Here is a 26,306-nt window from a genome sequence, read left to right on the forward strand (position 1 = left end):
CCGCTGAAGGGTTGGATCGTTGGTCCCGGCGAACGGCGGCCTCGATGAAGAGGACCGTCGCGGCCGTGGCCGCGCTCAGCGCTGCCGGACCGCTGTTGCTGGCCCTTCCGATCCTCGGACTCGCGGCCTGGAGCGCTTCGGCCTCGTGCCTCGCCGATGGCAGCGCACAGGCTGTGGACGTCGCTGCCGTCGCCGCTCAGGTGAAGGCGGTCCTGAACGGCGACGGCAGCGACAAGGACCCGGTCTCCGTGCCGGGTCTGGACGACCCGGCCCAGCAGGTGCCCCACGCCAAGACGATTCAGGCCACCGGCGTCGTGATACGTGTTCCTCGCCGGGGTCAGGTCGTGGCGCTGGCGACGGCGCTGCAGGAGAGCGGTCTGCGGAATCTGGCCTACGGCGACCGCGACAGCCTCGGGCTGTTCCAGCAGCGGCCCTCGCAGGGCTGGGGTACCGCGAGCGAGATCCTCGACCCGGTGCACGCCAGCTCCACGTTCTACTCGGCGCTGCGGAGGGTTCCGGGCTGGGAGTCGATGACGGTCACCCAGGCCGCTCAGGCGGTGCAGAAGTCGGGGTACCCCGACGCCTACGCCAAGTGGGAACCGCTGGCGAGCGCGCTGCAGAAGGCGATCGAACCGGCGCTGACGAAGTCCGGTGGTCCACCGACCGGTACCGCGACACCGGCATCCGGTGAGACCAGCGGCCTCCGGCCCGGCGGCGGCGCGGGCGGTTGCACGGCCAGCGGAGACGGCACCGTCTTCGGGCCCATCCCCTCCGGTGCAGTGCCGAGCGGATACCGGATCCCTTCGGACGCTCCGCCCGAGGTACGGACCGCGATCCGCTGGGCGCTCGGCCAGCTCGACACCCCGTACCAGTGGGGCGGCTCGTGCACCGACTCCCACGGGCCGGACCCGATGAAACGCTGCGACTGCTCCAGCTTGATGCAGCAGGCGTACAAGTCAGCCGGGGTCTCCATCACGCGGACGACGTACACACAGGTCAAGGAGGGCAAAGCGGTGCGGGCCGACGCTCTACGGCCCGGTGACCTCGTCTTCACCCAGGGGACCGCCGAAGTCCCCGAGCATGTCGGGATGTTCCTCGGACGGGGTCTGATCGTCAACGCCCCACGCACCGGCGAGGTGGTCCGTATCGAGACCCTCGCCTCCTGGAAGCCGCAGATTCTCGCTGCCCGCCGGATCGTCTGACCGGCGATTCCCCCGCTCCCCCTTCGCCGCACCACCGTTTCGCCCGCTCGGGCTCCGGCGTGCGGCAGAACAGACTGGAGTTCGCAATGTATCTCGCCGACACGGTCATCCAGCTTGCCTACGACCCCGGAATCAAGCCGAACGGCGGTGGCCTGCCGGGCCTCGCGGTCCTCAAGCAGGTGATGGGCTCCATCAACCTGTTCGGGATCATCGCCGTCGTCGGCGCGCTCGCGGTCAGCGCGGGTGTGTGGGCGTGGGGCCATCACTCCGGCGGGCATCAGGCCGAAGCCAACGGCAAGAAGGGCGTGCTGGTCAGCGCGGGGGCGGCACTCCTGCTGGGCGCGGCCAACAGCGTCGTCGCGTTCTTCTCGACGCTGGGGACGCAGGTCCGCTGATGCCTCCCTCTTCCACGGGCTCCGGCTCCGCGTCCCGTACGCGCCGCCGGGCGGTCATCGGCACCGTCGTGCTGGTGGTCCTCGTCGCCCTCGCCGGCCTGGCCGCCTACCTCACTCGCGATGACAGGCACTCCTTCCGGACGTCCGCGCCGCAGGAGACGCCGGTCTCCTCCTCGTCCGCTTCCACCGGGGCCTCACCACCGCCGAAGAGGCCGGGTGTTCTGCCCGCTCCCCCGTCCACCCGCGATCCGATCGCCTTCGGGAAGGCCGCTGCCGTGGCCCTGTGGTCCTACGACACCCGCGTCCATTCACAGCCCGAACTGCTGTCGGCCCTGCGTACGTGGCTGACCGGCGAGACCGAGTACGCCGATGCCGTCTCGGTCGAGGCGCTCGTCCCCTCGCCCGTGCTGTGGGGGCGGATGGCCGACAACGGCCAGTACGCCACAGCCGTCGTGAACGAAGCCCACTTCCCCGACGCGTTCACCCGCGCGCTGCAGGCGAATCCGGAGGCGATCAACCAGGCATACGTCTACGCCGTCACGGTCTCCGGCCGGCAGTCGATCGGATGGCGCGGCTCCCCCGCCGGAGGCGCCGAGGTCCGTACGACCACCCTCGCGATCCAGTGCCGTCCTTCCCAGTCCTGCGCGCTGGCTGGCGTCCTGCCGACCGCCGCACCCTGAACGCCACCGCGGAAAGGAGGCATCACCATGGGAGTCTGCGACCTTCCGCTGATGGGCAGCGTCTGCGACGCCGTCGACTTCGCCGCCAATCCCGCCGGGATCGTTACGGACGGCATCGGGGCGTGGATCGCCAAGTCGGCTGGTGAGATGGCCGCGAGCGCGGCGGAACTCGCCGCGACCGGAGTCGACGACACCACCGCCGTCGATCTCGACGCGGGCTGGTTCCGGGACGACTACGAGTTGCTGCTGCCCATTGGGCTGGCCATCACCGTCGGCACGTTCTGCGTCCAGCTGATGCTCGCGGCCTGGCGGCGCGACGAACGCGCCCTCGCACAGGCCGCGATCGGCACGATGACCGGAGTTCTCTTCTCCTTCTGCGCCGTCGCCTTCACCTCGGTCGCCGTCACCGTGGTCGACGCTCTGTCCGACGGCCTCTTCCAGGCAGCCAACTCATCGGTGGAGGACGCGATCCGTCGCGTCATCAAGGTCAGCTCTATTGGCGCGATGTACGGACTCGGCTGGGGCGTGCCGTCGCTGGTCGCCCTCGGATGCACGATCGGCGCGTTCCTGTACTGGGGCATGATGGTCGCCCGCAAGGCCGGGATCCTGATCATGGTGGCCCTCGCGGTCTTCGCCGGATCGGGCGGGGGCTGGGAAGCGGCGAAGCGGTGGCGGCGCGGCTGGATCGAGGCCACCGCCGTCCTGGTGGTCAGCAAACTGCTGATGACCGTGGTCTTCCTGATCGGCGTCTCGGCGATGGGCAAGCCGGACGCCCAGGACGGCATGGCGGCTCTCTCCGACGCGATGACCGGCATCGTCATCATGGTGCTGGTACTCCTCTGCCCGTACGCCACCTACAAGTTCGTCCACTGGGCGACCGACAGCGGCGGCCACGACGACCTGCACCGCACCGGCCTCGCCGGAGTGACCGTCGCCGCGGGCGCCGCGAAGACCGCTGGCAGCCTCGCCCTGCGGGCCGGCACCGGCGCCCCAGCTCCGCAGGGACCCGGCGAGATCCCCGGCACAGGCTCCGACGGGGTCGCCTCCGGCATCAACCCCGCAGGAAACCTGAGCAAGGAAGGCATCGACGCCGGGCCCCCGAGGCCGCGTACCACCTTCCGGTACGGCGAAGACCCGAACGCCACCGGTGACAAGGGCCGCGCCCTGATCCAGCGCCCCGGCATCCCCGCCCTGATCACACGGCCGTCCGACGCCGAATCGGATGAGACCACCACCAAGGGCAGCGGCTCCGCCCAGCAGTCCGCTGCCGCGGCGACTCCCGGTGGGAGCCTCACGCACGTCGGATCCGCCCGCCCCAGCTGTCCGGCTCCCGACGGGGACGACAGTCCGGCCGCGCCGGCACCGCCCTCCCCCGGTCCGCCACCGAGCGGATCACCGACCGCGACGAGTTGGGTCTACCCCGACCGGCCTCCGTCGGGTTCCTGACCGGCCATCCATGGGGCGGCCTGCGAAGGGTCAGCTCGTAGGCCGTCCCATCCCCAGCCCCGCGCGGAAAGCCGCCATGCCTCCGAGAAGAACGCCGTGTCCGCCGCCGTCACCTGCCCGCTCCCACTCCCTGGATCCGGAATGTCTGATAACTCCCAAGTCGAAGCCGTCGCAGCCCCCGTGACGTTCCCGCACCGTTCACGGCGGGGCGTCCTGCTCGGCCTGACCGCCCCGCAACTGATCGTCACGGCCCTCACCGGCCTTCTCCTGCTCGCCGTGATCCTCACCCGGGGTGTGGTCGGCGCTCTCCAACTCATCCCGCTGTGGGCTGCCGTCGCCCTGCTCGTCTTCGTCCGGTACCGAGGCCGGTCCCTGGCCGACTGGACGCCGGTCATCACCGGCTACGCGCTCCGCCGACTGCGGGGCCAGCTGATCTGGCTCGCCCGGCCCTCCCGCCGCCCGGTCCGGGAAGGTCTCCTTCACCTTCCCGGCACCGCCGCGAGCCTGCGTGTCGTCACCGCCCCCGACCGCCGCTACGGCGCGGTCCACAACCCCCACACCGGCACACTGACCGCCGTCGTCAAGGTCTCCTCACGCGCCTACGCCCTGCTCGACCCCGCCACCCAGAACGCCAATGTCGCTGGCTGGGGTCGCGCTCTCGCCGCGCTGGCCCGCACCGGGCATGTAGCCCGTATCCAGGTGATCGAGCGCACCGTGCCCGACTCCGGCGACGCGCTGTGGCGGTACTGGGAGGAGCACGGCGACCCCAGCGCCCCGGTGGCGAGCGAGATCTACAGCGAGCTGATCCAGAGCGCCGGCCCGGCCGCGGCTCCGCACGAGTCGTATGTAGCGGTCTCGCTGGACGCGCGGGCCGCCCGGCGGCTGATCAACCAGGCCGGCGGTGGCCTGACGGGCGGTTTCGGCGTCCTGGCCCAGCTGACCTCGACCTTCGAGCAGGCGGCGCGCACCGCCGGGCTCAACCCGGCGGGCTGGCTGTCCGCCACCGAGATCGCGGCCGTCGTACGGACCGCCTACGACCCCAGGTCTCTCGCGGCGCTGGACCGCTGGTCCTCCTCCGGTCGCCCCGAGTCCGAGCCTGCCGCCGCCGGCCCCGTGGTGGTCGTCGAGAAGTCGGACCACATCGCCACCGACTCCGCGTTCCACACCACGTATTGGGTGGAGAACTGGCCGAGGACACAGACGTCGGCCGGGTTCCTGCACCAGCTGCTGTTCACCGCCGGGGTACGGCGGACCCTTTCCCTGTCGTACGAGCCCAAGGGCCTGGACGCGGCTCTGCGCGACGTCCAGCGCAGGAAGGCTTCCGTGATCTCGGACGCCGCCGAGCGGGCCCGGCGCGGCCAGGTCGACTCCGAAGCCGACTCCATCGAGTACCAGGACATCAAGTGCCGCGAGCGCCAGCTCATCGCGGGCCACGCGGATGTGGCCCTGACCGGCCTGCTGACCGTGTCGGCCGACTCCGAGGAGGAACTGCGCTCCGCCCGCGCCGTCGTGGAGACCGCGGCCGTCGGCGCACAGCTCGACCTCCGGCCGCTCATCTGGCAGCAGGCAGCGGCGTTCACCGCCGCCGCGATGCCCCTGGCCATCGCGGCCTGATCCGGTCCACTCCCTTTGGAAAGAGCACCCCCATGTCCCGGACCGCAGATCCGACGTCACAGGACTTCGTGCCCTTCGCGACGGCCGCGCTCGACTTCCACCGTGCGCTCAACCTGCCGGGGGCCGCGCTCGTCACCTCCCGCGCGGAACTGGACTCTCTCCACGCACACCTGGTCTCCGTCTACGGGCTTCTCGACGCCCATGCGTCCCGTACCGGAACGCTTGTACCGATTGAGGGCGAGCAGCTCCGTATCGCCCGCGTCCGGATCTGGCAGGCCGCCGACCATGTCCACGCCGCCTTTCATGCGGCACCCCGGTCCGTCTCCGGGGAGCGTCCGGGCCGAGAGGCGTGCCGGGCCGGTCTGCCCGAGGGCGCGCCGGAGCTGACGATCTGCCAACGCCACCAGCGCACCGCACGCCTCCTGCGCCGCAGTACCACCCCCGCCGACCTGCACGCGCCGTTCACCGGATTCGTCCTCCGCTGAACCCAGCCATTCGACTGGAGATCCCCCTATGCCCAGGACCCGCGCCAGCGCATCGCACCTCTTCGTCCCCGCCAGGACGACCCGCGCCGAACAGCGGGCCGCCCGAGCCTGCATCGCCGAGGCCCGCCGCCAGGCCCGCCTCGCCCGAACCCCGCCCAAGCGCGGCGACGACGAGACCACCGACCCGGAGCTGCGGCCCACCTACCCGCCGTCCGGGCGTCCCGGCCCCGCCTCGGCACGCGGTGGAACGCTCAACCTGCCCGCCCACCGGATGACCACGGCGATCGCGTCCGGAGCGTATCCCTTCCTCGCCGAGGGCGGTCTGGGCGCGGAGGGCATCTTCATCGGCAGGGACGTACACGCCGAGGCGGCTTTCTGCTACGACCCGTTCTCGCTGTACAACAGCGGACGCGTCGAAGGATTCACCAATCCGAACGCGGTACTGGCCGGGATCATCGGCATGGGCAAGTCGGCGCTGGCCAAATCCATCGCGACCAGGGCGATCGCGCACGGCTACCGGGTGTACGTGCCCTGCGACCCCAAGGGCGAGTGGACGGCCGTCGCAACAGCCCTCGGCGGCTACACCATCGCGCTGGGCCCCGGCCTGCCCGGCAGGCTGAACCCCTTGGACGCCCCGGCCCGGCCCGCTTCCGTACGGGAGGACGACTGGTCCACCGAGATCCGCAAACGCCGCCTCATGCTGCTGGCCGGGCTGGCGCGCACCGTACTGCGGCGGGATCTCGGGCCGATGGAGCACACCGCCTTGGATCTCGCACTGGACCTGGTCGTCGCCGACGCCGAGGCGAACGGCGTCGTGCCGCTGCTCGGGGAGATCGCCCACACGCTCGGTTCACCCGAGCGGCTTGACCAGGCCCTCGGCGATCACGCCTCACGCATGGCACCCGCCGCCCAGGATCTGGCACACGCTCTGCGGCGGCTGGTGCACGGAGACCTGAGCGGCATGTTCGACGCTCCGAGCACGGTGGCCTTCGACCCGGCCGCACCGATGCTGTCCATCGACCTCTCCCGCCTCGGCGGCACGGGCGACGACACCGCACTCGTACTGGCCATGACCTGCGCGAGCGCCTGGATGGAGTCCGCGCTCACCGACCCTCATGGGGGCCGAAGCTGGGTGATCTACGACGAGGCATGGCGCGTCATGCGGCACGTCGGCCTCCTGGAGCGCATGCAGAGCCAGTGGAAGCTCAGCCGTGGGCTCGGCATCGCCAACCTGATGGTGATCCACCGGCTCAGCGACCTGCTGTCCGCCGGTGACGCGGGCTCTCGGGGGCGGGTGCTGGCCGAGGGGCTCCTCGCCGACTGCAGCACCCGGATCATCTACCGCCAGGAGCCCGACCAACTCGCCGCCGTGGCTTCGCTGCTCGGCCTGACAGGTGTCGAGACCCAGGCCGTATCCGCTCTGACCAAGGGCCGGGGCCTGTGGAAGGTCGCGGGTCGGAGCTTCATCACCCAGCACATCCTCCACCCGGCCGAGCGGCGGGTCTTCGATACCGACGCCCGGATGTCCGCATGAGCCGGACATCCCGCAGCCGCCCGGAGCAGCCGCCCACGTTCCGGTCCGGGCCGAGACCGAGGTGATCGCCCTGCGCAACGCGGCGTACCGCTCGCTTCGCCGCCTGTCTCGGCACTGGGATTCCGGATGCGGGACGAGCCCGCCCGGCACTGTCTTCCGGCGGGGTCAGACCACTCGATCGCCGCCTCCCCGACCAACGCCACCGTCCCCGTACGCCCCAGCCGACTTCGGTCTCCAGACCTCGGCCAGCGGGCGAAACCTGCTCCGGAGAAGCCCATATGCGCCCCGATCAGATCACCGTGACCTTCCAGTGCGAGGGTGCCCTCGTCACCGCTCGCACCAGCGGCCCCTTCCTCCAGGAGAACGCCTCCGACAACCCTCAAAACCAGTATCAGTATGGCGAGATCATCACCCCACTGCGGGAGCGTGGCCTGGTCTGCACCGTCGAATACGGCCTCAGCGACTACGTCGTCCACGCCGAACTTCCCGACGGCAGTGCCCTGATCATCTCCACGCTCCAGGAGTCGACCACCGACCGCTCACCCGAGGTCCCGGAAGGCTGGTTGGTGACCCGAGGGCATCCCGAAGAGTCCACGCTCCACGAAGTCGTCTACGACTCTGAACCCAACGGCCCCAACGTCCAGCACGGCGACAGCGTCCCGCACCTCCTCTCCGCCATCGATGCTCGCCTAGACCAACTCGGCCTGCCGCCGCGACGGGAGTCCGGACGCTCCGCTCAGGAGAGCTCCGCCGACGCGGTGCTCCACCGTGCGGGCTTCGTCCCCGTCGTTCTGCCACACGAGCGCTTCCACCGCCTGCCCATTGCCATGACCGACCCCGTCGAGCAGCGACAGACGGTCACCCGGGCCTTCGACATGCTCCGAGCTGGAGGCTACGACGTCTCGTGCGCTCCGGAGCTGCTCGACACCGGTCCGCGCCGCCGGGAGACACCCGAGATGGACCTGGGGGACCGGCTCGGCCGCCTGACCCGGGCCATCTCAACAGCCGCTCACACCAGCGAGACCGTTGCCGCGCTCAGTGAGCTGACGGCTCCCGCCGACGGCGTCCTGCAGCGCATCGTCGAGGCCCTCGACGAGACGGCCGCCTGGTGGCAGGGCCTGGGCGAACCGGCCGATCCCCACTACGCGAACCGGCTGCGCACCATCGCCAGGAAGATCGACTCCTACGCGTTCGAGATCCGGTCCATGCGCGGCGAGCTGGCCGACCGGCACACCGCTCACCCCCTCCACGACCAGGCGGAGCGGACCAACCCGGAGGATCCCACCGCGCCACGGGTCGCCGCCGCCCGCTCGGCCTCGCCGACCGCACGGCACAAGCCGCCGGCAGCAGCGCCCCCACCCCCGCCACTGCTCCCCACCGTGCCGCGCCCCCGTACTCCGTACTCTCCCGGCCGCTGACCGCCTCTCGTTCCGGAGAGGCCGATCACCCCGCCCACCGACCTGGCCCAGAAAGAGGAGTCGTCCCGATGACGATCAGACGATCACCACACGCCCCACCCTCCCCATGCCCGCCTTCGTCCTCGCCCTGGGAAGTGCCATGCCCGCCCCACGTACCAGCGCGCCCTCGATCACCACCGGCTCCGACACGCTCATCTGTCTCCTGTTCGGAACCATGGGCCTCGCCCTCGCCTTCGGTTCCCTTGCCTGGCTGACCGGCAACCTGACGAACCTCCTGTTCGGCATCGGCCCCTGGGTGCCGTTCAAGGCTGGCGACACCTTGCTGCACCCCGAGGTGCTGTGGCCCCATCTCAGCCATCCCTCCCTGCTCATCGGCGCGCGGATCGTCCCCGGCCTGCTCTCCGTCGGCCTCGCCGCCTCCGGGCTGGCCCTCTGGCTGTGGCTGCGCGGCGGAGCCCGGAGGGGCCTCGGCGGCAAGGCCGACCTGGCCCCGCTGCTGGACAAGGAGATCTCCGCGAAGGCGAAGAGCCTGCGGCCGAGCCTGTCCTACCTCAAGCCGGCGGAGATCGCCCCCACCGACCGCGGGATCCTCATCGGCACCCTCTCGCCCGGCCGCGCCCCGGTACGGGCCTCCTGGGAGGACGTCATCGTCGCGATCATGGCCCCTCGAAGCGGCAAGACCAGCGGGTTGGCGATCCCCGCGATCCTCGCCGCCCCGGGTCCGGTCCTGCTCACCAGCAACAAAGCGGCGAACGACGCCTTCACCGCGACCATCGAGGCCCGCGCGAAAGCCGGGACCGTCTGGACTCTCGACCCGCAGCAGATCGCCCACCACCCGCGCCGGATGTGGTGGGACATCCTGGCCGACGCACGCGACCTCGCCGGGGCCAAGCGTCTGGCGGGTCACTTCGTCGCCGCCTCGGTGGACGAGTCCAGCGGCTCGGACTTCTGGTCCACCGCCGCCTCGAACACGCTCGGCGCGCTGTTCCTGGCAGCTTCCAGCCACCGGCGCCCGATCACCGACGTCCTCGCCTGGCTCGCCTCTCCCGCCGACCGGACCCCGGTCGACCTGCTGACCGACGCCGGCCACGAGGCGGTCGCGGCCCAGCTTCAAGGCACCGTTTCCGGCGCGACCGAAACGCGTGACGGCATCTACGAAACGGCACGGCAGTACGCGAGCTGCCTGCTCGACCCCGACGTCGCGGCCTGGGTCACCCCCAGTCGGCACCTGCGGCAGTTCAAGCCCTCCGAGTTCGCCACCTCCCGCGACACGCTTTACCTGCTCAGCAAGGACGGCGGCGGCTCGGCCTCGGCCATCATCGCGGCAGCCGCCGACGCGGTCATGCGCGCGGCCGTCGTCGTGGCCGAGCGCTCCGGCGGCCGGCTCGACCCGCCGTGCCTGTGCGTCCTGGACGAGGCGGCCAACGTGTGCCGGATCTCCGACCTGCCCGACCTCTATTCACACTTGGGCAGCCGGGGCGTCATCCCGATGACCATCCTGCAGAGCTACCGACAGGGGCAGAAGTGCTGGGGCGAGGCGGGCATGGACGCGTTGTGGTCCGCGGCGACCATCAAGGTCATCGGCTCGGGCATCGACGACAGCGACTTCGCCGACCGCCTCTCCCGGCTGATCGGCGACCACGAGGTGCGGACCACATCGGTGTCCGTGTCCGACAGCGGCAAGTCCTCCTCGGTGAGCATGCGCACCGAGCGGATCCTGCCACCCGACGCCATCCGCGCCCTGCCCAAGGGCAAGGCGCTGCTGTTCGCCACCGGCATCCGCGTAGCGATGCTCAACCTCAAACCCTGGTACGAGGAACCCGCCGCCAAGGTGATCGGAGCGGCCTCCGCCCGCGCGACGGAGACCATCACCGAACGCGCCCTCGCCAAGTCCCCGGTCCGTGACGGAATCGAGGCGGCGACATGAGCGTGTGGAACACTCCGGCCACCGAGCGCGTGGCAGCGCTGCGCGAACAAGCCGGGCTGTACGGAGACCCGACTGCCGACCTGTCCGACCTGGAGCTGCTCAACGCCCGGTACGAGTCCGTACTCCGGGAGCAGATCGACACCCGTGACCGCTACATGGGCCTGCTCACCTCACTGCGCAAGCATGACGACGCCGTTCGTACCACTGCCGTCAGCGCGTTCAAGGAGCACGCCGACCGCTACGCGCAGAATGCGGTACGCCAGCACATGCAACCGTTCAACGAACTCCTTCACCGCGTAGAGCAGCTTCCCGACCGCCCGGGACCGAAGCAGACCGAAGCCCTTCGCTCATCAGCCGCCCAGGTCCGCTCCGCGCTCAAGGAATCGGGAAGCACCGAGGACATCGTCGACCCGGACGGGGCGCGGCACACTCTGCGGACCCTGCGGCACGTCGTCGCGATGCTGGAGGTCCGTGACGGACTGCGAGTTGAGGAGGTCCTCGGCCTGGTCAGGAACGCGCTCCACGACGATTCGCTGATCGACCTGTTCACCGTCGCCGACCGCGCCACGCTGGCACCGCCTGCCCCATCGCACGAGCCGCCGTTCGCCGGACCCGGCTGGAGTGACCTCCGGGGTTTCTGGGCCTACCAGCCGGAGAACGCCGCCGCACATGTGAAGGCGTATCCGGTCGGCGAGGACTGGTATCTGGACCTGTGGTCCGCACGCGGGCAGCTGCTCGCCTTCGGTTCCGTTCCCGCCGACGAGGTCACCCTGCTGGCTCCCGCGCTGGTCGATCAGGCCGACTCATGGGTACGGGATCGGTCCGAGTACGCATGGCGCCGGTTCGCCGACACCGCGAAGAGCACCCGGGACGCGGATCAGCGAGAGCACGCCCGTGGCGAGCCGGCCGCACGCCGGGAGGCTGCCGACAGCGCCCGCGTCCGGGTGGCTACCGCGGTGTCGTCCCAGCGTCCCGCCGGTCCCCTGGCGGGATCCCCGCACAACACGGTGGTGCCGACAGCACCACCCCAGACTCTTCGCCGCAGCCGCTGACCGCCGCAGTCCTCCCCCTCGTGGAGTTCGCCGTGCCGACGCCCGCTTCCCCGCTCAGCCCATCCCCCCATGGACTCTCCGCCGCCCCGACGCTCCTCAACGACTTGGACCGCCTCACCGCCGCCGGTGAATCCGTACCGGGTCCTGCCACACAACAAGGCAGGTCCCCCGTCCGCCGCCCCCGGGAGGAAGCAGCGAATCCGCCGCTGGAGGCCGAGCGGGCGCTGCTCGGGTCCCTGCTCCTCGATCCCCGCCAGCTCACCCATCTCGACTGGCTCTCGGCGGGTCACTTCTACCACCCGGTCCACCAGGCGCTGTTCGCCGCCATGCGCGATCTCCGTGCCGATGGCCATCCCGCCCTGACAACCGAGCAGGCGGTGCCGCTGTCGTGGGTGAACGACACCGTCGAGGCAGCCGGCCGCCACGTCCTTGGGATTACCTCGGTGTACGCCCATACCCTGATCTCGGCCTGCCCTCGCACCGACAACGCTCCAATCTACGGCCGCATGGTGATGGAGAGCGCGATACGCCGCATTGTCGCCGAGCACGCGGTCCACCTTCATCAGACCGCTCGCGCCGACGCCATGCGGGGGCAGGTAGAGGGAACGCTGCGCAGTGCGGTCGTCCTGGCCAAGTTCCTGGACGACCTCGGCCGACGCTGGGGCATCGAGCGGCACCCGGCCATCACCGACAGCCCACCATCGACGTCCTCCACCGCACCGCCGCCAGTACGGGCAGGAAAGGACGCCGGGGACGAGCGACTCCTGCTGGGGGTTCTGGTCGAACTGCCCGAATCGATGGACGAGGTGGTCGGCTGGCTGCGCCCAGCTGACTTCGCCGACCCCGTCCACGGCCACATCTACCGATGTCTGGGAGCTCTCCATCACCGAGGTGAGCCCATCGACCGGATCACCGTGGCGTGGGAAGCCCAACGGCGTGGTCTGCTCACCAATGGCACGCTGACCAGGGAGCAGATCACCGCCATCGGCGACGGGATCGGCGCCGGCAGCGCCGAGTGGCTGGGCGAGCGAGTCATACGTTCGTCCGTCACCCGTACCGCTGCCGCGTCCGCCTGGGCAATCCGCGCTTTGGCGGAGAAGGAGACCCTGGCCCCAGGACGTCTCATCGGCCACGCGCTCGACGCGCTGGACACACTCGGCACAGTGCGCGACCGCTGGCTGTCCGCCCAAGGCGGCCCCGTTCCGAAGCCCGTCTCAGCGCTGCCGAAGCACGAGTTCCCCACGGCCCGGATGCATGCGGCCCTCGCTCGCAGCACAACGCAACCAGCCGTTGAATCCCCACAAGGCCCCGCACCCGCGTCAGCGGTCCCGCGCCCGCCCTCGCGCGCCCGCGGCTGAACCGCACGACCCATCCACCCAGCCTGTCCGCACCCAGCTCTGGAGCGCACCGTGCTCGACACTCCTCTCTCCGATGCCTTGGCTCTCCGCGCCACAGCCTCCGCATTCGACTCCCACCGCGGCAAACTGCCCGTGCCCGGGGACCACCATCGCTCACCCGAAGCCATCGCCGTCTCACGCCAGATCTCCGAACTCGGCGCGCTCATCGCCAAACTGGGCGACGAGGTCCTGTCGCTCGTGACCGGCCGGGAGCGGACACCGCACACCACACGGGTCATCGCCGAGTTCGCCGCCGCCGTCCAACCCGCTGGCGAAGCGGCTTCCGCCTTGGGAACCGTGGCCCATCAACTCGCTTTCCTCGCCCGTACCGACCATGTACGAGACCAGCCCGACGCCAGGGATGCGAGGGAGGCGGCCGTCCAAATCGTGGCCGAATCACTCCAAACCGCCGACGCGGCACTGTACGACGCGGCCAACTCCCTGTACGCCGCCTCGGTGACGATCTCGCCGCCACTTGTGGAACGGCTCCAGGCGGCCCGCAGCCGTTCCACAACCCCCGTGCCCGCGCCCGGTCCACCGCCTCCCGGCGTGGGCCCAGCGGCCACGGTTCTCCCCGACCACGTCAGGCGAGGGCGCTGACGTGGAAACCCACCCGCCGCCGTTGATCGGCTCGCTCTGCTCGGGATACGGCGGCCTGGACCTGGGGGTACAGGCCGCCATCGGCGGCAGCCCGGCCTGGCACGCCGAGACCAGCCCCAGCGCCTCGCGCATCCTGGCCCGGCACTGGCCCGGGGTCCCCAACCTCGGAGATATCGCCGCCGTCGACTGGGCCCGTACTCCCCGGGTATGCGTCCTGACCGCCGGCTTCCCCTGTCAAAGACGTCTCGGTCGCCGGCCGCCGTGCCGGGCTCAACTCCAGTACCCGTTCGGGGCTCTGGCTGCACGTCGCCCGTGCGATCCAGGCCCTTCGTCCCTGCTTGGTGGTGATCGAGAATGTGCGCGGCCTCCTCACCTCGTCCGCCGGTTCCCCTGGCGACCTGGAACTCTGCCCGTGGTGTCTGGGAGACGGTCCAGCCAAGCCTTCTCTGCGGGCACTTGGTGCCGTACTCGGATCCCTGGCCGACCTGCGGTACGACGCTCGATGGCTCGTGCTTCGCGCCTCCGACGTCGGGGCCCCTCACCGGCGGGAGCGGGTCTTCCTCGCCGCTTGGCCCTCCGGAAGCCCTGCTGAAGACACCGACGAGCAACATCGCGAGGAACGGCGGTTCGCAGCATCCCGCGAAGAGGAGGAGCGGCGGTCATGGACCGAGCCTGGCCGACGAGGTGGAGTGGCTGCTCCTGCCGACTCCGACGGCATCGGACGGGATCAAAGGCTCACCCAACCAGCGACACGGCAACGGCGACATGACGCTTCCCTCAGCGGCGGCATCTCTCCTCCCCACCCCCAGGGCGAGCGATACGGGCACCCCTGGCCGCCGTCCGGGCAAGGGCTGGCGCCCGCCCCTGTCGGCAGTCGTCCTTCCGCTGTGGGCGGAGGCGAATCCACAAGCCCGGGACCCGAAGGGCGATGGGGTCCGCACGCCGCCGCCATCGCCCGATGGGAGAGCCTCACGCGGCCGGCTCCGCCGCCCACCGACGCGGGCGGACGCCTGCGCGCCGACTTCGTGGAATGGATGCAGGGCCTGGCTCCCGGCTGGGTGACCGCCACACCAGGACTCGGCCGACCGGCCCAGCTCACGGCCCTCGGCAACGGCGTCGTACCCCAGCAGGCCACCCGAGCCCTCCAGTTGCTGGCACCGCCGTTTCCGCACTGTTCCAGGTGCACCGCGCGATAGCGCTCCACTACCGGCTCTTTCCGGCCGCGCCAAATCGCGGATCCTCCGCATCCTCTCCCCGTACCGCACTCCCGGAGGAGAACCACCGTGACCCGCAGAAGAGCCCGCCACTCACGCCGCCCCTACCCCCGCACACCTGCCCCCTGGATCCGCCATGTCCGACGCCAGCAAGGCCGCCCCCGATCCCGAGCCGTTCCGCATTCCCGACGGCGATCTCGACGATCTCGCCAGCACCCTCGCCAAGACCATGGCCGAGGTTCGCCAGCACGGTGTCATCCTCGATCGCCTCAGCACCGACCCCGGTCCCGACGACAACGCCCATCAGCCCGGCACGGACGGCCCAAACGCCGAGACCCCCGGCGTCGGCCAGGCCGACCGGCCGACATCGGTGTTCATCCTCGCCCTGGGCGGGGAGGCGTACGCCGTCGAACTCGCCGCACTCAGCGGCTGGGTGAACTACCTGCTGCTGCCGGTGTACGGCCGGGAGATCAGCACCACCCGCCCATGGTGCGACCAGTGGCACGAGCACCCCGAGGCCGTTGCCCGGCTGCACGCGCTCTGGCTCGCGTGGCAACAGCTCACCGATGCGGAGGCCGGTCTGTCCGGACCCGCCACATGGCACCGCGATCATCTCGACCACACCCTGGTCCACCTGCGCTCCCCCGACGGTCCGTTCGCCGCCTGCACGACCAGCCCCACCCGGCCCAATCACCGTGTGCTCGCCACCCCGGCACCCGGGCTGACCGGAGCCGTCCAGTGACCACCGGCGATCTCGACTTCCACCTGGACGGCTTCGAGCCCGCCGACGACGCCTCCGAACTCGCCGAGAACAGCGTCTGCGCAGATGACTTGACCGTTGTGGCCGAGTACAACACCGCAGCGAACGCGTCGCCCAGCTACATCGCCGCTCACGACGCCTCATCGGTCTGGGGTGTACCCGGCCGCCCTCCACTCGTAGCGATCAAGATCACCTGGGACTTCGGCAACCGGACGTACACCTTCGAGGCAGCCAGTCACGCCGGTCTGGCCTTCGCCCAGAACTGGCTCGTTGAACGCGGCTGCCCGGCCGAGCCCATCGCCGTGGTCCGCGCTCAGTCCCTGACGCCCGCCGACGACCTCACGGTCAGCCTTGAGGGGCGGATCCACGCCTCGGGTGACCGATACGAGATCCTCGACGCCCGATCCACGGACTTCGACCCTTGCGAGACGTGGACGCTGGTACGCGACTCCAGCGCGGTTCAAGCCCCGGTCCGGGTCTTCCTCGAAGAGGGAAACCTCGAATCCGGCATCTACACGGTACGGGAGGGCGCCTTCGCCGATGAGACAGCCGCCCAGGAGTGGCTGGACAACCGTTGCGGCCCTCTGCCAGATCCTCCCGAGAACCGAAGTGCGGCAGCGACTCGGCAGACAGGGGCCGCCCTCAGCCGCTCGGCCAGCCCTGCCGTGCAGCCCCTGGCCGGCCTCGGCACCAGCACGTCACCGTCCACCAGCGCGCCCCGGGGAACGACCTCCCGGAGGTCGATGTGAGCCACGCCCGCTTCGCCTTCGCCGCGCACCCCGACGCCATCGCGGATCTGCGCCGGCTCCCCGCCGAAATCCGGGATCTGGCCCTGCTGGAGCTACAGAACCTGGTCCACGGCAGCGACGACTGTCTGCCATTGACCGGCCGTCTCGCGGGCTTCCACAAGGTCTACGTCGATCCGGCCGCCTCCTACCGGATGGTCGTCCAATTCCGCCCGGCCCCAACCACCTCGGCCCATCAACGCGAGATCTATCTCGTGGCGGCTGGCGCGAGGGAGGACTACGCGGTCTATCGCACCGCCCAGCTCCGTACCCACCGCACCGGTCTCAACCGGTCCGCCGATGCCGATCCCGTCACCGACGCGCGAGTCCAGGCAGCCCGGTCGCGCTCACCTCAAGCAGGCGACCGAGCCCCGTCCCATTCGGCATCCGCACTAGCGGCAGCGAGCCCCGCGGCACCCGCGGCCCCTCGAAAGGCGATGCGATGACCACCGACCGCTCCCCCGTGGCCCGCGCCGAACTGGCCGGGCTGCTCACCGAGGCCGCACAGAAGGTCTCCGGGATCCTCACCGCCGAGTACCCCACCCCGGCCAGCTGCTACTACCTGCACCCCGTCCTCGGCGTACTGTCCGCCGGTCCCCAGGTGGTCTGCGAGCTGGCCGACCGGCTGGAAGGGCTCCTCGATGCACCTCTCCCGGCCACGCCCGCCGGCCTGTTCACTCTGGCCTCCTACGCCGCCGCCCTCGGCTGGCTGACAGAGTCACTCGCCGAGCTGACCGCCTCGGTCGATCAGATCTGTGCCCGCGCCGGCATCCCCACTGGTCCGCCGGATCCGGTCATCTCCACCCTGTCGTCCCGAAGTCACGAGGATGAAGAACTCGACTTCGGCTTCAGCAGCCGGGAACTCGCGGCCCTCCGCAGCGCCGCCGTAGCGACCGGACTGACCTCCGACGAGTACCTCAAGGCACACTCCTGGTCGCTGCTCGCTGCCGCGCGTATCACCGACGCCTGCACGGAGATCTCCAGCGGCCTGGTCAAAGACGCCCAGTACATCCTCAGTGAAGCGGCCGACCACGTCCGGACCGGCGAAGGTCCCGACAGCCTGCCCACCCTGGTCCGCTCCCTGCTCGCCAGGATGGAGGCAGCCGAGTGAACCTCCACGATCCCGCCCGAAGGCCCGGCGCGCATCTGGTCTCCGAGGCGTTGGGCGTTGAAGACCCTTGGATGCTCAGCGACGCCAACCCGGCCCACGACCCGCTCGATCTCATCGGCAGGAATGTCGCCGAAGCCGCCGGCAAGGTAGACGAGCTGCATGGCGAACTGACCCGCCTGGCCCAGTCCGCGATTGAACTCCTTGAGCCCGTCGCACGGGGCGAACACGGGGACATGCGGGGTACGTACGGCATTCTGCGGACCACAGGTCCCCAGATCGAACTCCTCGTCGCACGCCGAGGAGCAGCCCATGAGCAGCTCACCCGGGCCGTGTCCGTCTACCAGAGCCTTCTGCCCGCCCCAGCCAAATCCCTGAACTCGGCGGAACCCGAGGAGAACCTGCGGCCGGCCCACGGACAAGAGACCGAGCAGGACCACGACCGGGCCGTCGTGGACGCCCACGCCCTCCGGCTTGCCGCGCTCCAAGCGGTCGAGGCAGGCGGACTGCGCTATCACGAGCACACGAAGTACTGCTACACCTTCCTCTCCAGCGGAGACGGCAGCCGACCGAAGGTGCTCACGGAAACAGCCGAGCAGCTGCTTGCCGACGGGCTCCTCCACATGGACATCGGTACGTCGTCGTACCGACCCGGCCAGCTCCTGTCGCTCACGCTCCAGGGCAAGTCAGCCCTGCAGGAAGCCCGATCCATCACGCCACGCGTATCGGCCGCCCTCAGCCGCAGCCACCCCGACGCAGGTCCTCGTGCCGCGGCCCCCGGCTCCGCCCCCGGTTCCCCCGCCAGGACGGCCGCCAAGACTTCCCGTTCTCGCTGAATCACCGGAAAGGACGATCTCCATGTCCACCGCGATGTACACCCGCCGCCTGGTCGAACATCGCTACGGCCGATCGCTGGAGGAACTGCGGCGAGACGCCGCACAAGTCGGCTCAGGAGACCCCGTTCTCTCCATCACGCTGCTCCGGCTCGGCGAACTCACCAAAACAAGCGCCGAAGTCGGTGCCGCCCGCCGCAGCCTCGAAGCGGCATACCGACGCCACCGCTCCGGTGAGCCCGCTCTTGGCGACCTCATGGCACGGTATGCGGCCGAAGTCGTAGCTTTGGAACGCCAGGAGCAGTCGAAGGCCGAGTCGGTGTGGGACCTGCTCGATGTCCGCCTCCTGTTGGACCAGCCGGCAGCGCGGCCGGACTCGTCCCGGCGCGCCGGGCCCACCCACGCTGACGAGGAGCTACTGGTCATCGCCCGTCAGGTCGCCGCCGGGCTGCCCCGGCTCACCCGTGATGCCCTGCGCCAGGGCCTGCGCGATCACGGCGTCTCCGTCAGCAACCGCCGCCTCGGCACTGCGCTCCAGCGTCTCCGCGCTGAGGCTGCCCCTCACTGACCGGTCGCGCCACACGCACCGGTTCTCTCGCTTCCCCGACTCCTCATCGTCAGAGAGCAGTTCGTCGGCGAGGCGAGGCGGTGCAGTACGCCGTCTCCGTCACCCAATCGCCGTGAGCCAGTCTCTCGACAGGCCGAGCCCACGCGTTTCGTCCACATCGTGACGGCTCCGGACTGGACCGAGGTTTCAACTCGACTGCCCGCGCCCCTGTACCGGCCACACTCGAACCCTCACTCCACCGTTGACCAGACCCTCGGAGTAGCTGTGCCCGACGACCCGACCCGCGACCGGTGGCACGAGTACAACGTCACCCCGCGCTACCTGGCTGGACCGACCTTTTCCGGCGACCCTGCCCTCCAACCCCTTCTCGACGCGGGCTGGGTGCTGAATGACGACGAGCTGGGCAACGTGTATGTCAACGCGCCGGAGCAGACCGTCCGCCTGGGATATCTACCCGAAGGCGAGGACGACGCCCTGTGGAAGATCACGGCGTACTCCGAACCCTTCGCGATGCCCCGCTGGCTGGTCACCTTCCAGAACACCGCCCCGACGGAGATCGTCGCCGGTTTCACCACCGCACTGGCCGCTGCCTACGCGGAAGGCCCCGACTCCTACCTCTCCTGCGGCAACAGCGAACTGACCATGCTCGACGCCGGAACACCGCTGGCAGCGGCAGGCTGGAGCCACCGGTACGGGCCAACCGACGTCTCCTTCCGGTCCCCGGACGGTCTGGCCGAGGTCCACATGTGCCGCACTCGGCTCGACCACACGGCGGAGTTGACGGGACGCCGTCAAGACCAGTGGCTCATGCTCGCCGGTCCGCCCAGAAACCAGTGGTACGCCACCGCCTCCTCCCTCACCCCAGAGGTCCTGGTGGCCGCGTTGAACGCCGCCGTCACCGACCCGGCACCGGTCGTCCGCTACGGCGGCGACGTGCGCCGGCTTCCCCCACAGGCCACCGCGACACCGATCAAACCCCCAGTACCGACGCCACTGGACATCCACCGCGCCCAGGCCGCCACCGCCCGCTCCACCCACGCAACGCACGCCCAAGAGCAACGTCCGGCCCTGCCCGCACCGTCGACCACCGCCGGCCCGCCGGCAGCCCCAACCCCGCGCCGGCGCTGACCGAACAGCCCGCGATCACCACCGCTGGCTTCCCGGAAGCAGGAATCCCCCGTGTGAGCCGCTCCTCCACTGTCGTCCCCACGCGCCACCGGTCCGTCCTCCGACGCCCCGCCACGGCCTCCCAGCACATTCCCCGCCGGCTCAGCACCCAAGGCCCCACCGCCTACCGGGACCACGTCCGGTCAGTCGAACGTCATACCGGCGTACGGGTCGGGCTCGCCCGTCCAGGGATCGATGCCCTCGTCCCAGAGGCGCTGCTCCTCGCGCCAGTGCAGGAACCGCCCGGAACCCGCGTCCCACATGCCCGAGTCGCCGAGCGGGTTGGCATCGAACTCGCGTGTGAACACCCGGCGCAGGAACTCGACCATGCCGCAGTGGTAGATCTTCCACATCGACACGAGGTCCGGCCTCACCACGGCCACCGGCCAGCTCACACCCCCTCGCCGCGTGACGGAAACATGTCCGAGATCACGGGGGAACTTCATTTCAGCAGACCACCCAGGGGCTGGCAGCGATCAAATCCCTGCGAAGGGATTGGGATAAGGGTGGGGTTCGCCCGTCCAGGGATCGATCCCGGTATCGAAGAGCCGTTCTTCCTCTCTCTCATGCAGGAATCGCGGCGACCTATCACCCCACACAACAATCTCGCTGAAAGGACACCGGTCGAACTCGGCGCGGATGACTTTGAGCAAGAACTCCACCATGCCGCACGCGTAAACGGCCCAGCCCCCGCCATGCCGTTCCCAGACGGCGACGGGCCACTCATCGGGTTCTCCGACGGTGATCCAGCACAGAGCATCCGCTCCACTCGTCTCGCCCCACACCAGCATGTCCTCGACGCGATACCGCGCGGCCATGGCCGGGTCCTGCGAGTCCTCCATCGCCGGCGAGTTCAGCGTCCGCTCGGGCAGCCTCTGAACGGTCAGCGCCTCCAGCCCCGACCCTCCCGGACGCGGAATCGAGACGGAAACGCCGCCACAAATTCCCCCGCACCGAAAACGTCGACGAAGCGACGGTAGTCACCCGGATACGCCATCCCCAGCTCGCGCTCAGCCTGATCCCAGTCCACCTCGTCCCCCGCACCCTCGTGCGGCGGCATCAGTTCGACCAACTGACGCAGAAGCTCACCACTCATGCCCTTTTTTACCTTTCCAGCTGCTCTATCGGGTTCCGCCAACCGGAACCGGCCCACCGCCCGAAGACCGTCCGAATCCGGCTCGCTGAGCACAAGGAACCGGACCGAGCCGCACCTCCTGCCGTCGTACTCACCCAAGCTGAACCCGGACGAGCTGGTCAACACCGACCCCGAAAACAGCCCGCCCCACACCCAACGGGGCCAGGAACCAGGCCGAAACCCGCAAGTTCTTCCACTCCCGACAACGGCAGCCCCAAATCGTTCGCAGACACTTCGGCGGCCCTCACGTCCGTTACATCCTCAGCGAGCGAACGCAATGAGTTTCTGATCAATAGCAACCTCGGACCAGTAGTGGCGTTCGGTGCGCACGTGCGTTTCCATGAATCACGGTGGCAGCAGTCCCGCCACGTCGCCGCTCTCCACCTGCCTGCGGCTCGGCAGCAATATCACATACCGCGCTCCGGCCCGTACCAGACGATCTCCGGGTCACCGGACGCCATTGGCAGGCTGATGAATTTCACAGGGCCCGCATAGAAGATTCCGTCCGCCGGGCCAGTCATGTGCTCACCGATCAGATGACGGTAGAGCCATTCGGAGAAAGAGAGCGGATAGTGATGAAAGTCCCCATCCCCCCCTTCAACGAAGATCGCCTCAGGCCTTTCCCCCGATCTCGGGGAGAAGAAAATCGTCTCTCCTCTGTCGCTGTTCAAGATAGGAGTCAGTCCGTCCCTGACGCCGAATCTCACTTCGCTGGCACCGAAGAAGAGGCGGGGGTCGTCCCCCTCGTCGAAGTCGTCCCATTCATCGACTTCCGACCATGCCTGGATCGTACTTAGAACCCAATCCTTCAGGTTCCAGCGTTCAGTTCCCGGATGATGGAGGTAGAGATGCGCGTTGAGGCGCACGGGAGCATAGCGGTCGATGATCTTTTTATAGTCACCCGGAAGGCTGAACCCCAGCGCTTGCTCTATACCCTCCCATGACCCCGGGGCTGGCGACCGGCTGGAGCGGTCGCCGAGCATCGCGAAAACTCTGGCCAAGTAGTCCACGACTAACTCCTCTTCTTCCGCTTCGGACAGTTCTCCGTCCCGGTTGTAGTGCCACCCGTCGGAGACTGTTCAATGACGCAGTGCTTGGTTACGTTATCCTTGATAATCGAGTAATTATACTCAAGCCTGGTCGGGATTCCGGAACCCTGATTGTCATAGTGTGGAGTTATCGATAGTTGAACATGCTTGTTCGCCTTGACGGCATTCCGAATGTCTTTTTCCACACCAAAGTTGAGATATGGACTGTTCGTCTTATTGTACTCCGCGACCAAGTTCCGCAGATCGATCCCGGATCCCATGGCCACTGAGGGTATCAAGTGACCGTTAGCAGCGTCGTGCCCTTGACTCTCGATCTCTCTCATTCCCGGCGGCTGCGTCGAACCATTGGTGGTCGTCCCGGGAGCCTTGGGCTTCGGGTTGTAGTCGCTCTTGTCGAGCATCCCGAATACACCTGTCGCTCGACACTGATAGCTGCTCTCAAATGTGTCGTAGTAGCGCTCACGCGGGAATTACGTGGCGTGCCCGGTGAGGCTGAAGCCCGGACCGTCGTCACACTTTTCGTCATCCCGCGTGCGTCCGCGGTTTTTCCCTCCCGCTGTGTCGACGGGCATGGGTTCCAGGGCTGATTCATAGTCGTGGGGGTCTTGCTGCGGTGCTGGTCAGGCGATGCCCAGCAGTTTGAGTGGGCGGGTGAAGGGCTCGTAGGAGACCTCGCGGAGGGCGGCGGCGATGTTGCGGTGGCCTGCGTCACGGAGGGTGTTGATCGCGAGGTTGCGGAGGGTGGCCATGTTGGCCGGGCCGTGGCCGGTGCGGATCTTGGAAGCGTCCTCGGCGAAGGTGGTGTCCCGGACGTGGTGGAGCCGGTTCTCGATGGTCCACTGCGATCTGGCGAGCTGGGCGATCCGTTGTGGGGAGGCTTCGGCCGGGGGCAGGTCGGTGATCGCGTAGACGGTCTGGCGGGTGCACCTGCCGGTCGCGGTGTCGACGCGGTGCCGCAGGATGCGGGCGGCCTGGATGACGTGGGGGAAGTCCAGGCCGAGGCCGGTGACGGTCAGTGCCCGGGTGGCCCGGGTCTCTTTGCGGCCGTGTCCGCTGTCGCGGTCGTAGCGGCGGGCGGTGACCTGCTTCCACGGCAGTGACCGCAACGCGGCGAACAGGGCTGGCTGGTTGGCCTTGACCAGCAGCAGGAAGTGGGCCCTCTTCTCCTCGACCAGGAAGCGCACGTGCTCGCGCTGGGTGTGCAGGGCGTCGGCGGTCACCACGACGTCGGCCAGGTCGAACGGGGCGAGCAGGGCGGTGAAGCAGGTGATCTCGTTCGTCTTGCCGGGAACGGGAAGCTGGGTGACGGTGCGGCCCTGGCCGGTCATCGCGGCCGGCAGATGCACCGCGGGGACCTCGGGACGGCGGGAGCCGCGGGCGGTCTTGCCGTCCACCGCCACCGTGCCGGTGCCGGCCGGGTCCTGGCCGGTCAGGTCTGCCAGACCGCCCGGACACACGGCGGTCACGACGCGGCGGATCGTGGACGGTGACGGCGCGATGCGCACTCCCAGGAGTCCGGTGGTGCGGGCGCCGAGCCGGGCCAGGGTGTCCTGTGGTGCCGACCGGGCCCACTGACCGACCGCCGCCCAGGACCGGGCGCCGGCCGTCACCGCGCACGCGGCGACCAGCAGTACCGCCACGAACGGGTGACGCAGCCCGCGCCGCCGACGCGGATCAGGCAGCACGGCCAGCCGTTCGACAAGCGACGGTAGTACACGATGCTGACGCAAAGGCGATTTGATCAAGCAGACGGTGGCAGACTGGCGGCACATCGAAGCTCCAGGTGTTCAGGGCGACTTGGCGGTCACTCCGAACAACCGGAGCTTCGATGCGTAGGTGACGACCTCGTCCTGCATCCCTATGGCCTGCGGCTACACATGATCACCGGGACTTTGAAACACCCCTGGTGCGGAGCCAGGAACCAGAAAGCAGCCAGGGCCGAGGGGAAATTCCTCGCAGATGCCAGAAATCGAAGACGACCAGCTTCTCGAATCGTGTGAAGAGAAGGTAGATCGCTTACGCCTGCCGTACCGCTTCAGCACCCGGAAACTGTGCGAAACCATGGCGGAACTCCGGGGTAAGCCCATCATCATGAGTCCCGTCGGCATGCTCGGGGTGATCGACGCGCCCTGCGGAATCCGCCTGGAGACACCCGAGGCGGATCTCATCTTTTATGAGCAGGGAACTTCGGTCCACCACCAGCGGCACATCCTCACGCACGAACTGTGCCACGTGTACTGCGACCATCCCGGAAGCCTGGAGATCGACGCCTCCACGGCACACGCCCTTGGGGTCAATCCCACTCTGTTGATGCGGATGTCGGGACGTACGAGCTACTCAACGGAATACGAACGCGAAGCGGAAATAATGGCTACCGTCATTCGTCGGCGCATCTACCGCCAACGTGAATCCCCTTCTCCTCAACCCGAACATGGGTCGGACAGCTGGGACGCGCTCTTCGCCCAACCCGTCAAGAAAGGTCGCTTCCTCTCACGGTGAACGCCCTGTTTCTCGGTATGGCTTGTCTACTCGCGGCGTCCGCCGGCTACTGGGTTCTGGGTCGAGGCACCCCTCGTCCCACCGGAACCTGGGCCGTGGGCGCGCTGCTGGCCTCCTTCTCCCTCGCTTTCCTCTCATACGCGCCCCTGGTCAGTAGCGCGGTGGAGGCAGCCATACCGCATTCCGCCCGGTTGGTGAGCAACTCCGCTTCTCTGACCGCCGCCACCTCCGTCCTGGCCATCTCCTACCAAGTCAACAGGGAAGCGGCAGAAGCACGGCGACGCATCCGCTCGCAAATCGTCGTCCTCACCGTCCTGATCTGCGGCATGACAGCACTGTTCGCCTACGAACAGATGACACGCCCCTCGCCGCGGGTGCACGCCCTCTACCTGCTCCTGTTCATCGGCTATCTGGGCTTCGCCGTCATCGGATTCCTACGGCAGATCGTCCTTCAGTCGAAGGCATCCCGCCTGCACATCGTTCGGGTCGGCTTACGTCTGGCGGCGGTCGGCTGCTTGTTCGCGCTGATCTACACCGCGTACAAGACGACGGTGATCATCTCACTCGGTCTGGGCCTGGACCTGATCTCCCGCCATGCGCCGTGCTCTTCCCTGGTCTCCTTTCCGTGCGTCTTCAGCGTGACCTCCCCCGCGCTGGCGGTCACGCTGATCTGCCTCGGCCTCACGCTGCCCGCCGTCGTCTACCCGATCGGTCAGGCCCGCCGTCGTCGCTGGGAGATCCGGTCCTTCGAGGCCCTCGGACCTCTCTGGCACGACTTGTCGACCGCCATGCCGGAGATCGTGCTGTCGGCCGCAGACGCTGGCAGGGAAGCATCGGGCGACTCCGACTTCCTGCTTCAGCGACGGGTCATCGAAATCAATGACGGCATTCTCGCCCTTCGCCCGTACTGCACAACGAACGTACGACGAGCTGCTCAGCGGACCGTCGACGCCGGTACAGAACAGGGTGCCGCCCTCGTCGAGGCCGTGGTCATCAGGGCAGCACTGACGGCTCTCCGGAGCGGCCACCTCGTCGGCGAGGTCTTCAGTCCGTCGACAGAGGAAGTCTGTTCCCGCGCCGGAGACCTCCGTGCCGAGGCGCTGTGGCTGCTTCAGGTCTCCGATGCGTACGCCCACCGTCGGGTCGCGCTCACCGCCGACGGCCAACCGAAACCGATCGGAGCCTGATCCATGGACGAGTCGATCCAGGACTCCCGTTCTCCGCGCGATCCTTCTCTCTCCTACGCGAGCCCGCAGTCCGCGTGCCCAGTCCAAGCCGTTCCCACCCGGAGCGGAGGGCACGTCAACTACCTGGTCAGCGGGTACGCCGAAGCCAGACAGGCACTTAGAACTCCTAACAAAGTGGGAGGTTCTTGAGTCGTCGCCAGCAGATGATGCCGCAGGCGAGGCTGAGGAAGGCTTCGTGGATGTCGTCGCGG

Annotated in this window: 27 protein-coding genes and 2 pseudogenes; 23 read left to right on the forward strand and 6 right to left on the reverse strand. The window is 68.9% G+C overall.

Going from position 1 to position 26,306, the window contains the following annotated elements:
* Nucleotides 1–44: 44 nt before the first annotated feature.
* The 21 genes and pseudogenes from ACWEFL_RS20570 to ACWEFL_RS20670 all read left to right on the forward strand — a co-directional run bounded on the left by ACWEFL_RS20570 (nt 45) and on the right by ACWEFL_RS20670 (nt 20,146).
* Nucleotides 45–1,202, forward strand: coding sequence for a C40 family peptidase (locus tag ACWEFL_RS20570; RefSeq protein ID WP_451714471.1), 1,158 nt, complete (start codon nt 45–47; stop codon nt 1,200–1,202).
* A gap of 86 nt (nt 1,203–1,288) precedes the next feature.
* Nucleotides 1,289–1,597 carry a DUF6112 family protein gene (locus tag ACWEFL_RS20575; protein WP_451714550.1) on the forward strand — a complete coding sequence of 103 codons (309 nt, stop codon included), beginning with the start codon at nt 1,289–1,291 and terminating at the stop codon, nt 1,595–1,597.
* The gene (locus ACWEFL_RS20580) at nt 1,597–2,277 is read left to right on the forward strand and encodes a hypothetical protein (protein ID WP_451714474.1); all 681 of its coding nucleotides are present in this window, start codon (nt 1,597–1,599) and stop codon (nt 2,275–2,277) included. Before ACWEFL_RS20575 ends, ACWEFL_RS20580 begins: the two co-directional genes overlap by 1 nt.
* A 27-nt stretch (nt 2,278–2,304) precedes the next feature.
* Complete coding sequence (locus tag ACWEFL_RS20585) at nt 2,305–3,723, forward strand: SCO6881 family protein (protein WP_451714476.1); 1,419 nt, start codon at nt 2,305–2,307, stop codon at nt 3,721–3,723.
* A 141-nt stretch (nt 3,724–3,864) separates the two neighbouring features.
* Nucleotides 3,865–5,337 carry an SCO6880 family protein gene (locus ACWEFL_RS20590; protein ID WP_451714479.1) on the forward strand — a complete coding sequence of 491 codons (1,473 nt, stop codon included), beginning with the start codon at nt 3,865–3,867 and terminating at the stop codon, nt 5,335–5,337.
* A gap of 32 nt (nt 5,338–5,369) precedes the next feature.
* The gene (locus ACWEFL_RS20595; protein ID WP_451714482.1) at nt 5,370–5,822 is read left to right on the forward strand and encodes a DUF6238 family protein; all 453 of its coding nucleotides are present in this window, start codon (nt 5,370–5,372) and stop codon (nt 5,820–5,822) included.
* Nucleotides 5,823–5,850: 28 nt separating this feature from the next.
* Nucleotides 5,851–7,356 carry an ATP-binding protein gene (locus ACWEFL_RS20600; protein ID WP_451714484.1) on the forward strand — a complete coding sequence of 502 codons (1,506 nt, stop codon included), beginning with the start codon at nt 5,851–5,853 and terminating at the stop codon, nt 7,354–7,356.
* Nucleotides 7,357–7,634: 278 nt separating this feature from the next.
* Complete coding sequence (locus ACWEFL_RS20605; protein WP_451714486.1) at nt 7,635–8,774, forward strand: hypothetical protein; 1,140 nt, start codon at nt 7,635–7,637, stop codon at nt 8,772–8,774.
* 139 nt (nt 8,775–8,913) lie between these two features.
* A complete protein-coding gene (locus tag ACWEFL_RS20610; protein ID WP_451714489.1) occupies nt 8,914–10,701 on the forward strand; it encodes a type IV secretory system conjugative DNA transfer family protein in 1,788 nt (595 codons plus the stop codon).
* Nucleotides 10,698–11,753, forward strand: a complete 1,056-nt coding sequence (locus tag ACWEFL_RS20615; protein ID WP_451714492.1) for a hypothetical protein — start codon at nt 10,698–10,700, stop codon at nt 11,751–11,753. The genes ACWEFL_RS20610 and ACWEFL_RS20615 overlap by 4 nt, the downstream gene beginning before the upstream one ends.
* 206 nt (nt 11,754–11,959) lie before the next feature.
* On the forward strand, nt 11,960–13,111 hold the full coding sequence (locus ACWEFL_RS20620) for a DnaB-like helicase N-terminal domain-containing protein (protein ID WP_451714552.1): 1,152 nt from the start codon (nt 11,960–11,962) through the stop codon (nt 13,109–13,111).
* A gap of 51 nt (nt 13,112–13,162) precedes the next feature.
* Nucleotides 13,163–13,750, forward strand: a complete 588-nt coding sequence (locus ACWEFL_RS20625) for a hypothetical protein (RefSeq protein ID WP_451714494.1) — start codon at nt 13,163–13,165, stop codon at nt 13,748–13,750.
* Nucleotide 13,751: 1 nt separating this feature from the next.
* Nucleotides 13,752–13,919, forward strand: a pseudogene (locus tag ACWEFL_RS20630) (DNA cytosine methyltransferase); the annotation flags it as partial.
* Between the two features lie 121 nt (nt 13,920–14,040).
* Nucleotides 14,041–14,946 (forward strand): annotated as a pseudogene (locus ACWEFL_RS20635) (DNA cytosine methyltransferase); the annotation flags it as partial.
* Nucleotides 14,947–15,100: 154 nt separating this feature from the next.
* Nucleotides 15,101–15,706 (forward strand): DUF4913 domain-containing protein, encoded by a 606-nt coding sequence (locus tag ACWEFL_RS20640; RefSeq protein WP_451714497.1) that lies wholly within the window; start codon nt 15,101–15,103, stop codon nt 15,704–15,706.
* Nucleotides 15,703–16,473: a glycosyl hydrolase gene (locus ACWEFL_RS20645; protein ID WP_451714500.1), complete on the forward strand. Its 771-nt coding sequence runs from the start codon at nt 15,703–15,705 to the stop codon at nt 16,471–16,473. Before ACWEFL_RS20640 ends, ACWEFL_RS20645 begins: the two co-directional genes overlap by 4 nt.
* Entirely contained in the window at nt 16,470–16,955 is a 486-nt protein-coding gene (locus tag ACWEFL_RS20650; RefSeq protein WP_451714503.1) for a type II toxin-antitoxin system RelE family toxin, read from the forward strand. The genes ACWEFL_RS20645 and ACWEFL_RS20650 overlap by 4 nt, the downstream gene beginning before the upstream one ends.
* Entirely contained in the window at nt 16,952–17,620 is a 669-nt protein-coding gene (locus tag ACWEFL_RS20655) for a hypothetical protein (RefSeq protein ID WP_451714505.1), read from the forward strand. Before ACWEFL_RS20650 ends, ACWEFL_RS20655 begins: the two co-directional genes overlap by 4 nt.
* The gene (locus ACWEFL_RS20660; RefSeq protein WP_451714508.1) at nt 17,617–18,453 is read left to right on the forward strand and encodes a hypothetical protein; all 837 of its coding nucleotides are present in this window, start codon (nt 17,617–17,619) and stop codon (nt 18,451–18,453) included. The genes ACWEFL_RS20655 and ACWEFL_RS20660 overlap by 4 nt, the downstream gene beginning before the upstream one ends.
* 22 nt (nt 18,454–18,475) lie before the next feature.
* A complete protein-coding gene (locus tag ACWEFL_RS20665) occupies nt 18,476–19,018 on the forward strand; it encodes a hypothetical protein (RefSeq protein WP_451714509.1) in 543 nt (180 codons plus the stop codon).
* Nucleotides 19,019–19,282: 264 nt separating this feature from the next.
* The gene (locus ACWEFL_RS20670; RefSeq protein ID WP_451714511.1) at nt 19,283–20,146 is read left to right on the forward strand and encodes a DUF317 domain-containing protein; all 864 of its coding nucleotides are present in this window, start codon (nt 19,283–19,285) and stop codon (nt 20,144–20,146) included.
* A 182-nt stretch (nt 20,147–20,328) separates the two neighbouring features.
* Here ACWEFL_RS20670 and ACWEFL_RS20675 read toward each other — a convergent pair whose 3' ends face one another.
* The 6 genes from ACWEFL_RS20675 to ACWEFL_RS20700 form a co-directional block, all read right to left on the reverse strand.
* Nucleotides 20,329–20,580, reverse strand: a complete 252-nt coding sequence (locus tag ACWEFL_RS20675; RefSeq protein WP_451714514.1) for a hypothetical protein — start codon at nt 20,578–20,580, stop codon at nt 20,329–20,331.
* A gap of 81 nt (nt 20,581–20,661) precedes the next feature.
* Nucleotides 20,662–21,027, reverse strand: a complete 366-nt coding sequence (locus tag ACWEFL_RS20680; protein ID WP_451714517.1) for a hypothetical protein — start codon at nt 21,025–21,027, stop codon at nt 20,662–20,664.
* 41 nt (nt 21,028–21,068) lie between these two features.
* Nucleotides 21,069–21,281: a hypothetical protein gene (locus tag ACWEFL_RS20685; protein ID WP_451714519.1), complete on the reverse strand. Its 213-nt coding sequence runs from the start codon at nt 21,279–21,281 to the stop codon at nt 21,069–21,071.
* A gap of 446 nt (nt 21,282–21,727) precedes the next feature.
* Nucleotides 21,728–22,330, reverse strand: coding sequence for an SMI1/KNR4 family protein (locus ACWEFL_RS20690; RefSeq protein WP_451714521.1), 603 nt, complete (start codon nt 22,328–22,330; stop codon nt 21,728–21,730).
* A gap of 2 nt (nt 22,331–22,332) precedes the next feature.
* Entirely contained in the window at nt 22,333–22,770 is a 438-nt protein-coding gene (locus tag ACWEFL_RS20695) for a DNA/RNA non-specific endonuclease (RefSeq protein ID WP_451714523.1), read from the reverse strand.
* Nucleotides 22,771–22,989: 219 nt separating this feature from the next.
* Complete coding sequence (locus ACWEFL_RS20700) at nt 22,990–24,099, reverse strand: ISAs1 family transposase (protein ID WP_451714526.1); 1,110 nt, start codon at nt 24,097–24,099, stop codon at nt 22,990–22,992.
* A 229-nt stretch (nt 24,100–24,328) separates the two neighbouring features.
* Between ACWEFL_RS20700 and ACWEFL_RS20705 the strand changes: the two genes are divergently transcribed.
* Both ACWEFL_RS20705 and ACWEFL_RS20710 read left to right on the forward strand, forming a co-directional pair.
* A complete protein-coding gene (locus tag ACWEFL_RS20705) occupies nt 24,329–24,868 on the forward strand; it encodes a regulator component (protein WP_451714528.1) in 540 nt (179 codons plus the stop codon).
* A gap of 17 nt (nt 24,869–24,885) precedes the next feature.
* A complete protein-coding gene (locus ACWEFL_RS20710; RefSeq protein WP_451714531.1) occupies nt 24,886–26,055 on the forward strand; it encodes an MAB_1171c family putative transporter in 1,170 nt (389 codons plus the stop codon).
* The last annotated feature ends 251 nt before the right edge of the window (nt 26,056–26,306 follow it).

The organism is Streptomyces sp. NPDC004838, assembly GCF_053600955.1.

Bases quoted from the DNA above. Each gene is read 5' to 3' on its own strand.
- ACWEFL_RS20570 (WP_451714471.1), top strand. From the start codon at position 45: ATGAAGAGGACCGTCGCGGCCGTGGCCGCGCTCAGCGCTGCCGGACCG.
- ACWEFL_RS20575 (WP_451714550.1), top strand. From the start codon at position 1,289: ATGTATCTCGCCGACACGGTCATCCAGCTTGCCTACGACCCCGGAATC.
- ACWEFL_RS20580 (WP_451714474.1), top strand. From the start codon at position 1,597: ATGCCTCCCTCTTCCACGGGCTCCGGCTCCGCGTCCCGTACGCGCCGC.
- ACWEFL_RS20585 (WP_451714476.1), top strand. From the start codon at position 2,305: ATGGGAGTCTGCGACCTTCCGCTGATGGGCAGCGTCTGCGACGCCGTC.
- ACWEFL_RS20590 (WP_451714479.1), top strand. From the start codon at position 3,865: ATGTCTGATAACTCCCAAGTCGAAGCCGTCGCAGCCCCCGTGACGTTC.
- ACWEFL_RS20595 (WP_451714482.1), top strand. From the start codon at position 5,370: ATGTCCCGGACCGCAGATCCGACGTCACAGGACTTCGTGCCCTTCGCG.
- ACWEFL_RS20600 (WP_451714484.1), top strand. From the start codon at position 5,851: ATGCCCAGGACCCGCGCCAGCGCATCGCACCTCTTCGTCCCCGCCAGG.
- ACWEFL_RS20605 (WP_451714486.1), top strand. From the start codon at position 7,635: ATGCGCCCCGATCAGATCACCGTGACCTTCCAGTGCGAGGGTGCCCTC.
- ACWEFL_RS20610 (WP_451714489.1), top strand. From the start codon at position 8,914: ATGCCCGCCCCACGTACCAGCGCGCCCTCGATCACCACCGGCTCCGAC.
- ACWEFL_RS20615 (WP_451714492.1), top strand. From the start codon at position 10,698: ATGAGCGTGTGGAACACTCCGGCCACCGAGCGCGTGGCAGCGCTGCGC.
- ACWEFL_RS20640 (WP_451714497.1), top strand. From the start codon at position 15,101: ATGTCCGACGCCAGCAAGGCCGCCCCCGATCCCGAGCCGTTCCGCATT.
- ACWEFL_RS20655 (WP_451714505.1), top strand. From the start codon at position 16,952: ATGACCACCGACCGCTCCCCCGTGGCCCGCGCCGAACTGGCCGGGCTG.
- ACWEFL_RS20665 (WP_451714509.1), top strand. From the start codon at position 18,476: ATGTCCACCGCGATGTACACCCGCCGCCTGGTCGAACATCGCTACGGC.
- ACWEFL_RS20680 (WP_451714517.1), bottom strand. From the start codon at position 21,027: ATGGAGGACTCGCAGGACCCGGCCATGGCCGCGCGGTATCGCGTCGAG.
- ACWEFL_RS20685 (WP_451714519.1), bottom strand. From the start codon at position 21,281: ATGAGTGGTGAGCTTCTGCGTCAGTTGGTCGAACTGATGCCGCCGCAC.
- ACWEFL_RS20695 (WP_451714523.1), bottom strand. From the start codon at position 22,770: ATGCTCGACAAGAGCGACTACAACCCGAAGCCCAAGGCTCCCGGGACG.
- ACWEFL_RS20705 (WP_451714528.1), top strand. From the start codon at position 24,329: ATGCCAGAAATCGAAGACGACCAGCTTCTCGAATCGTGTGAAGAGAAG.
- ACWEFL_RS20710 (WP_451714531.1), top strand. From the start codon at position 24,886: ATGGCTTGTCTACTCGCGGCGTCCGCCGGCTACTGGGTTCTGGGTCGA.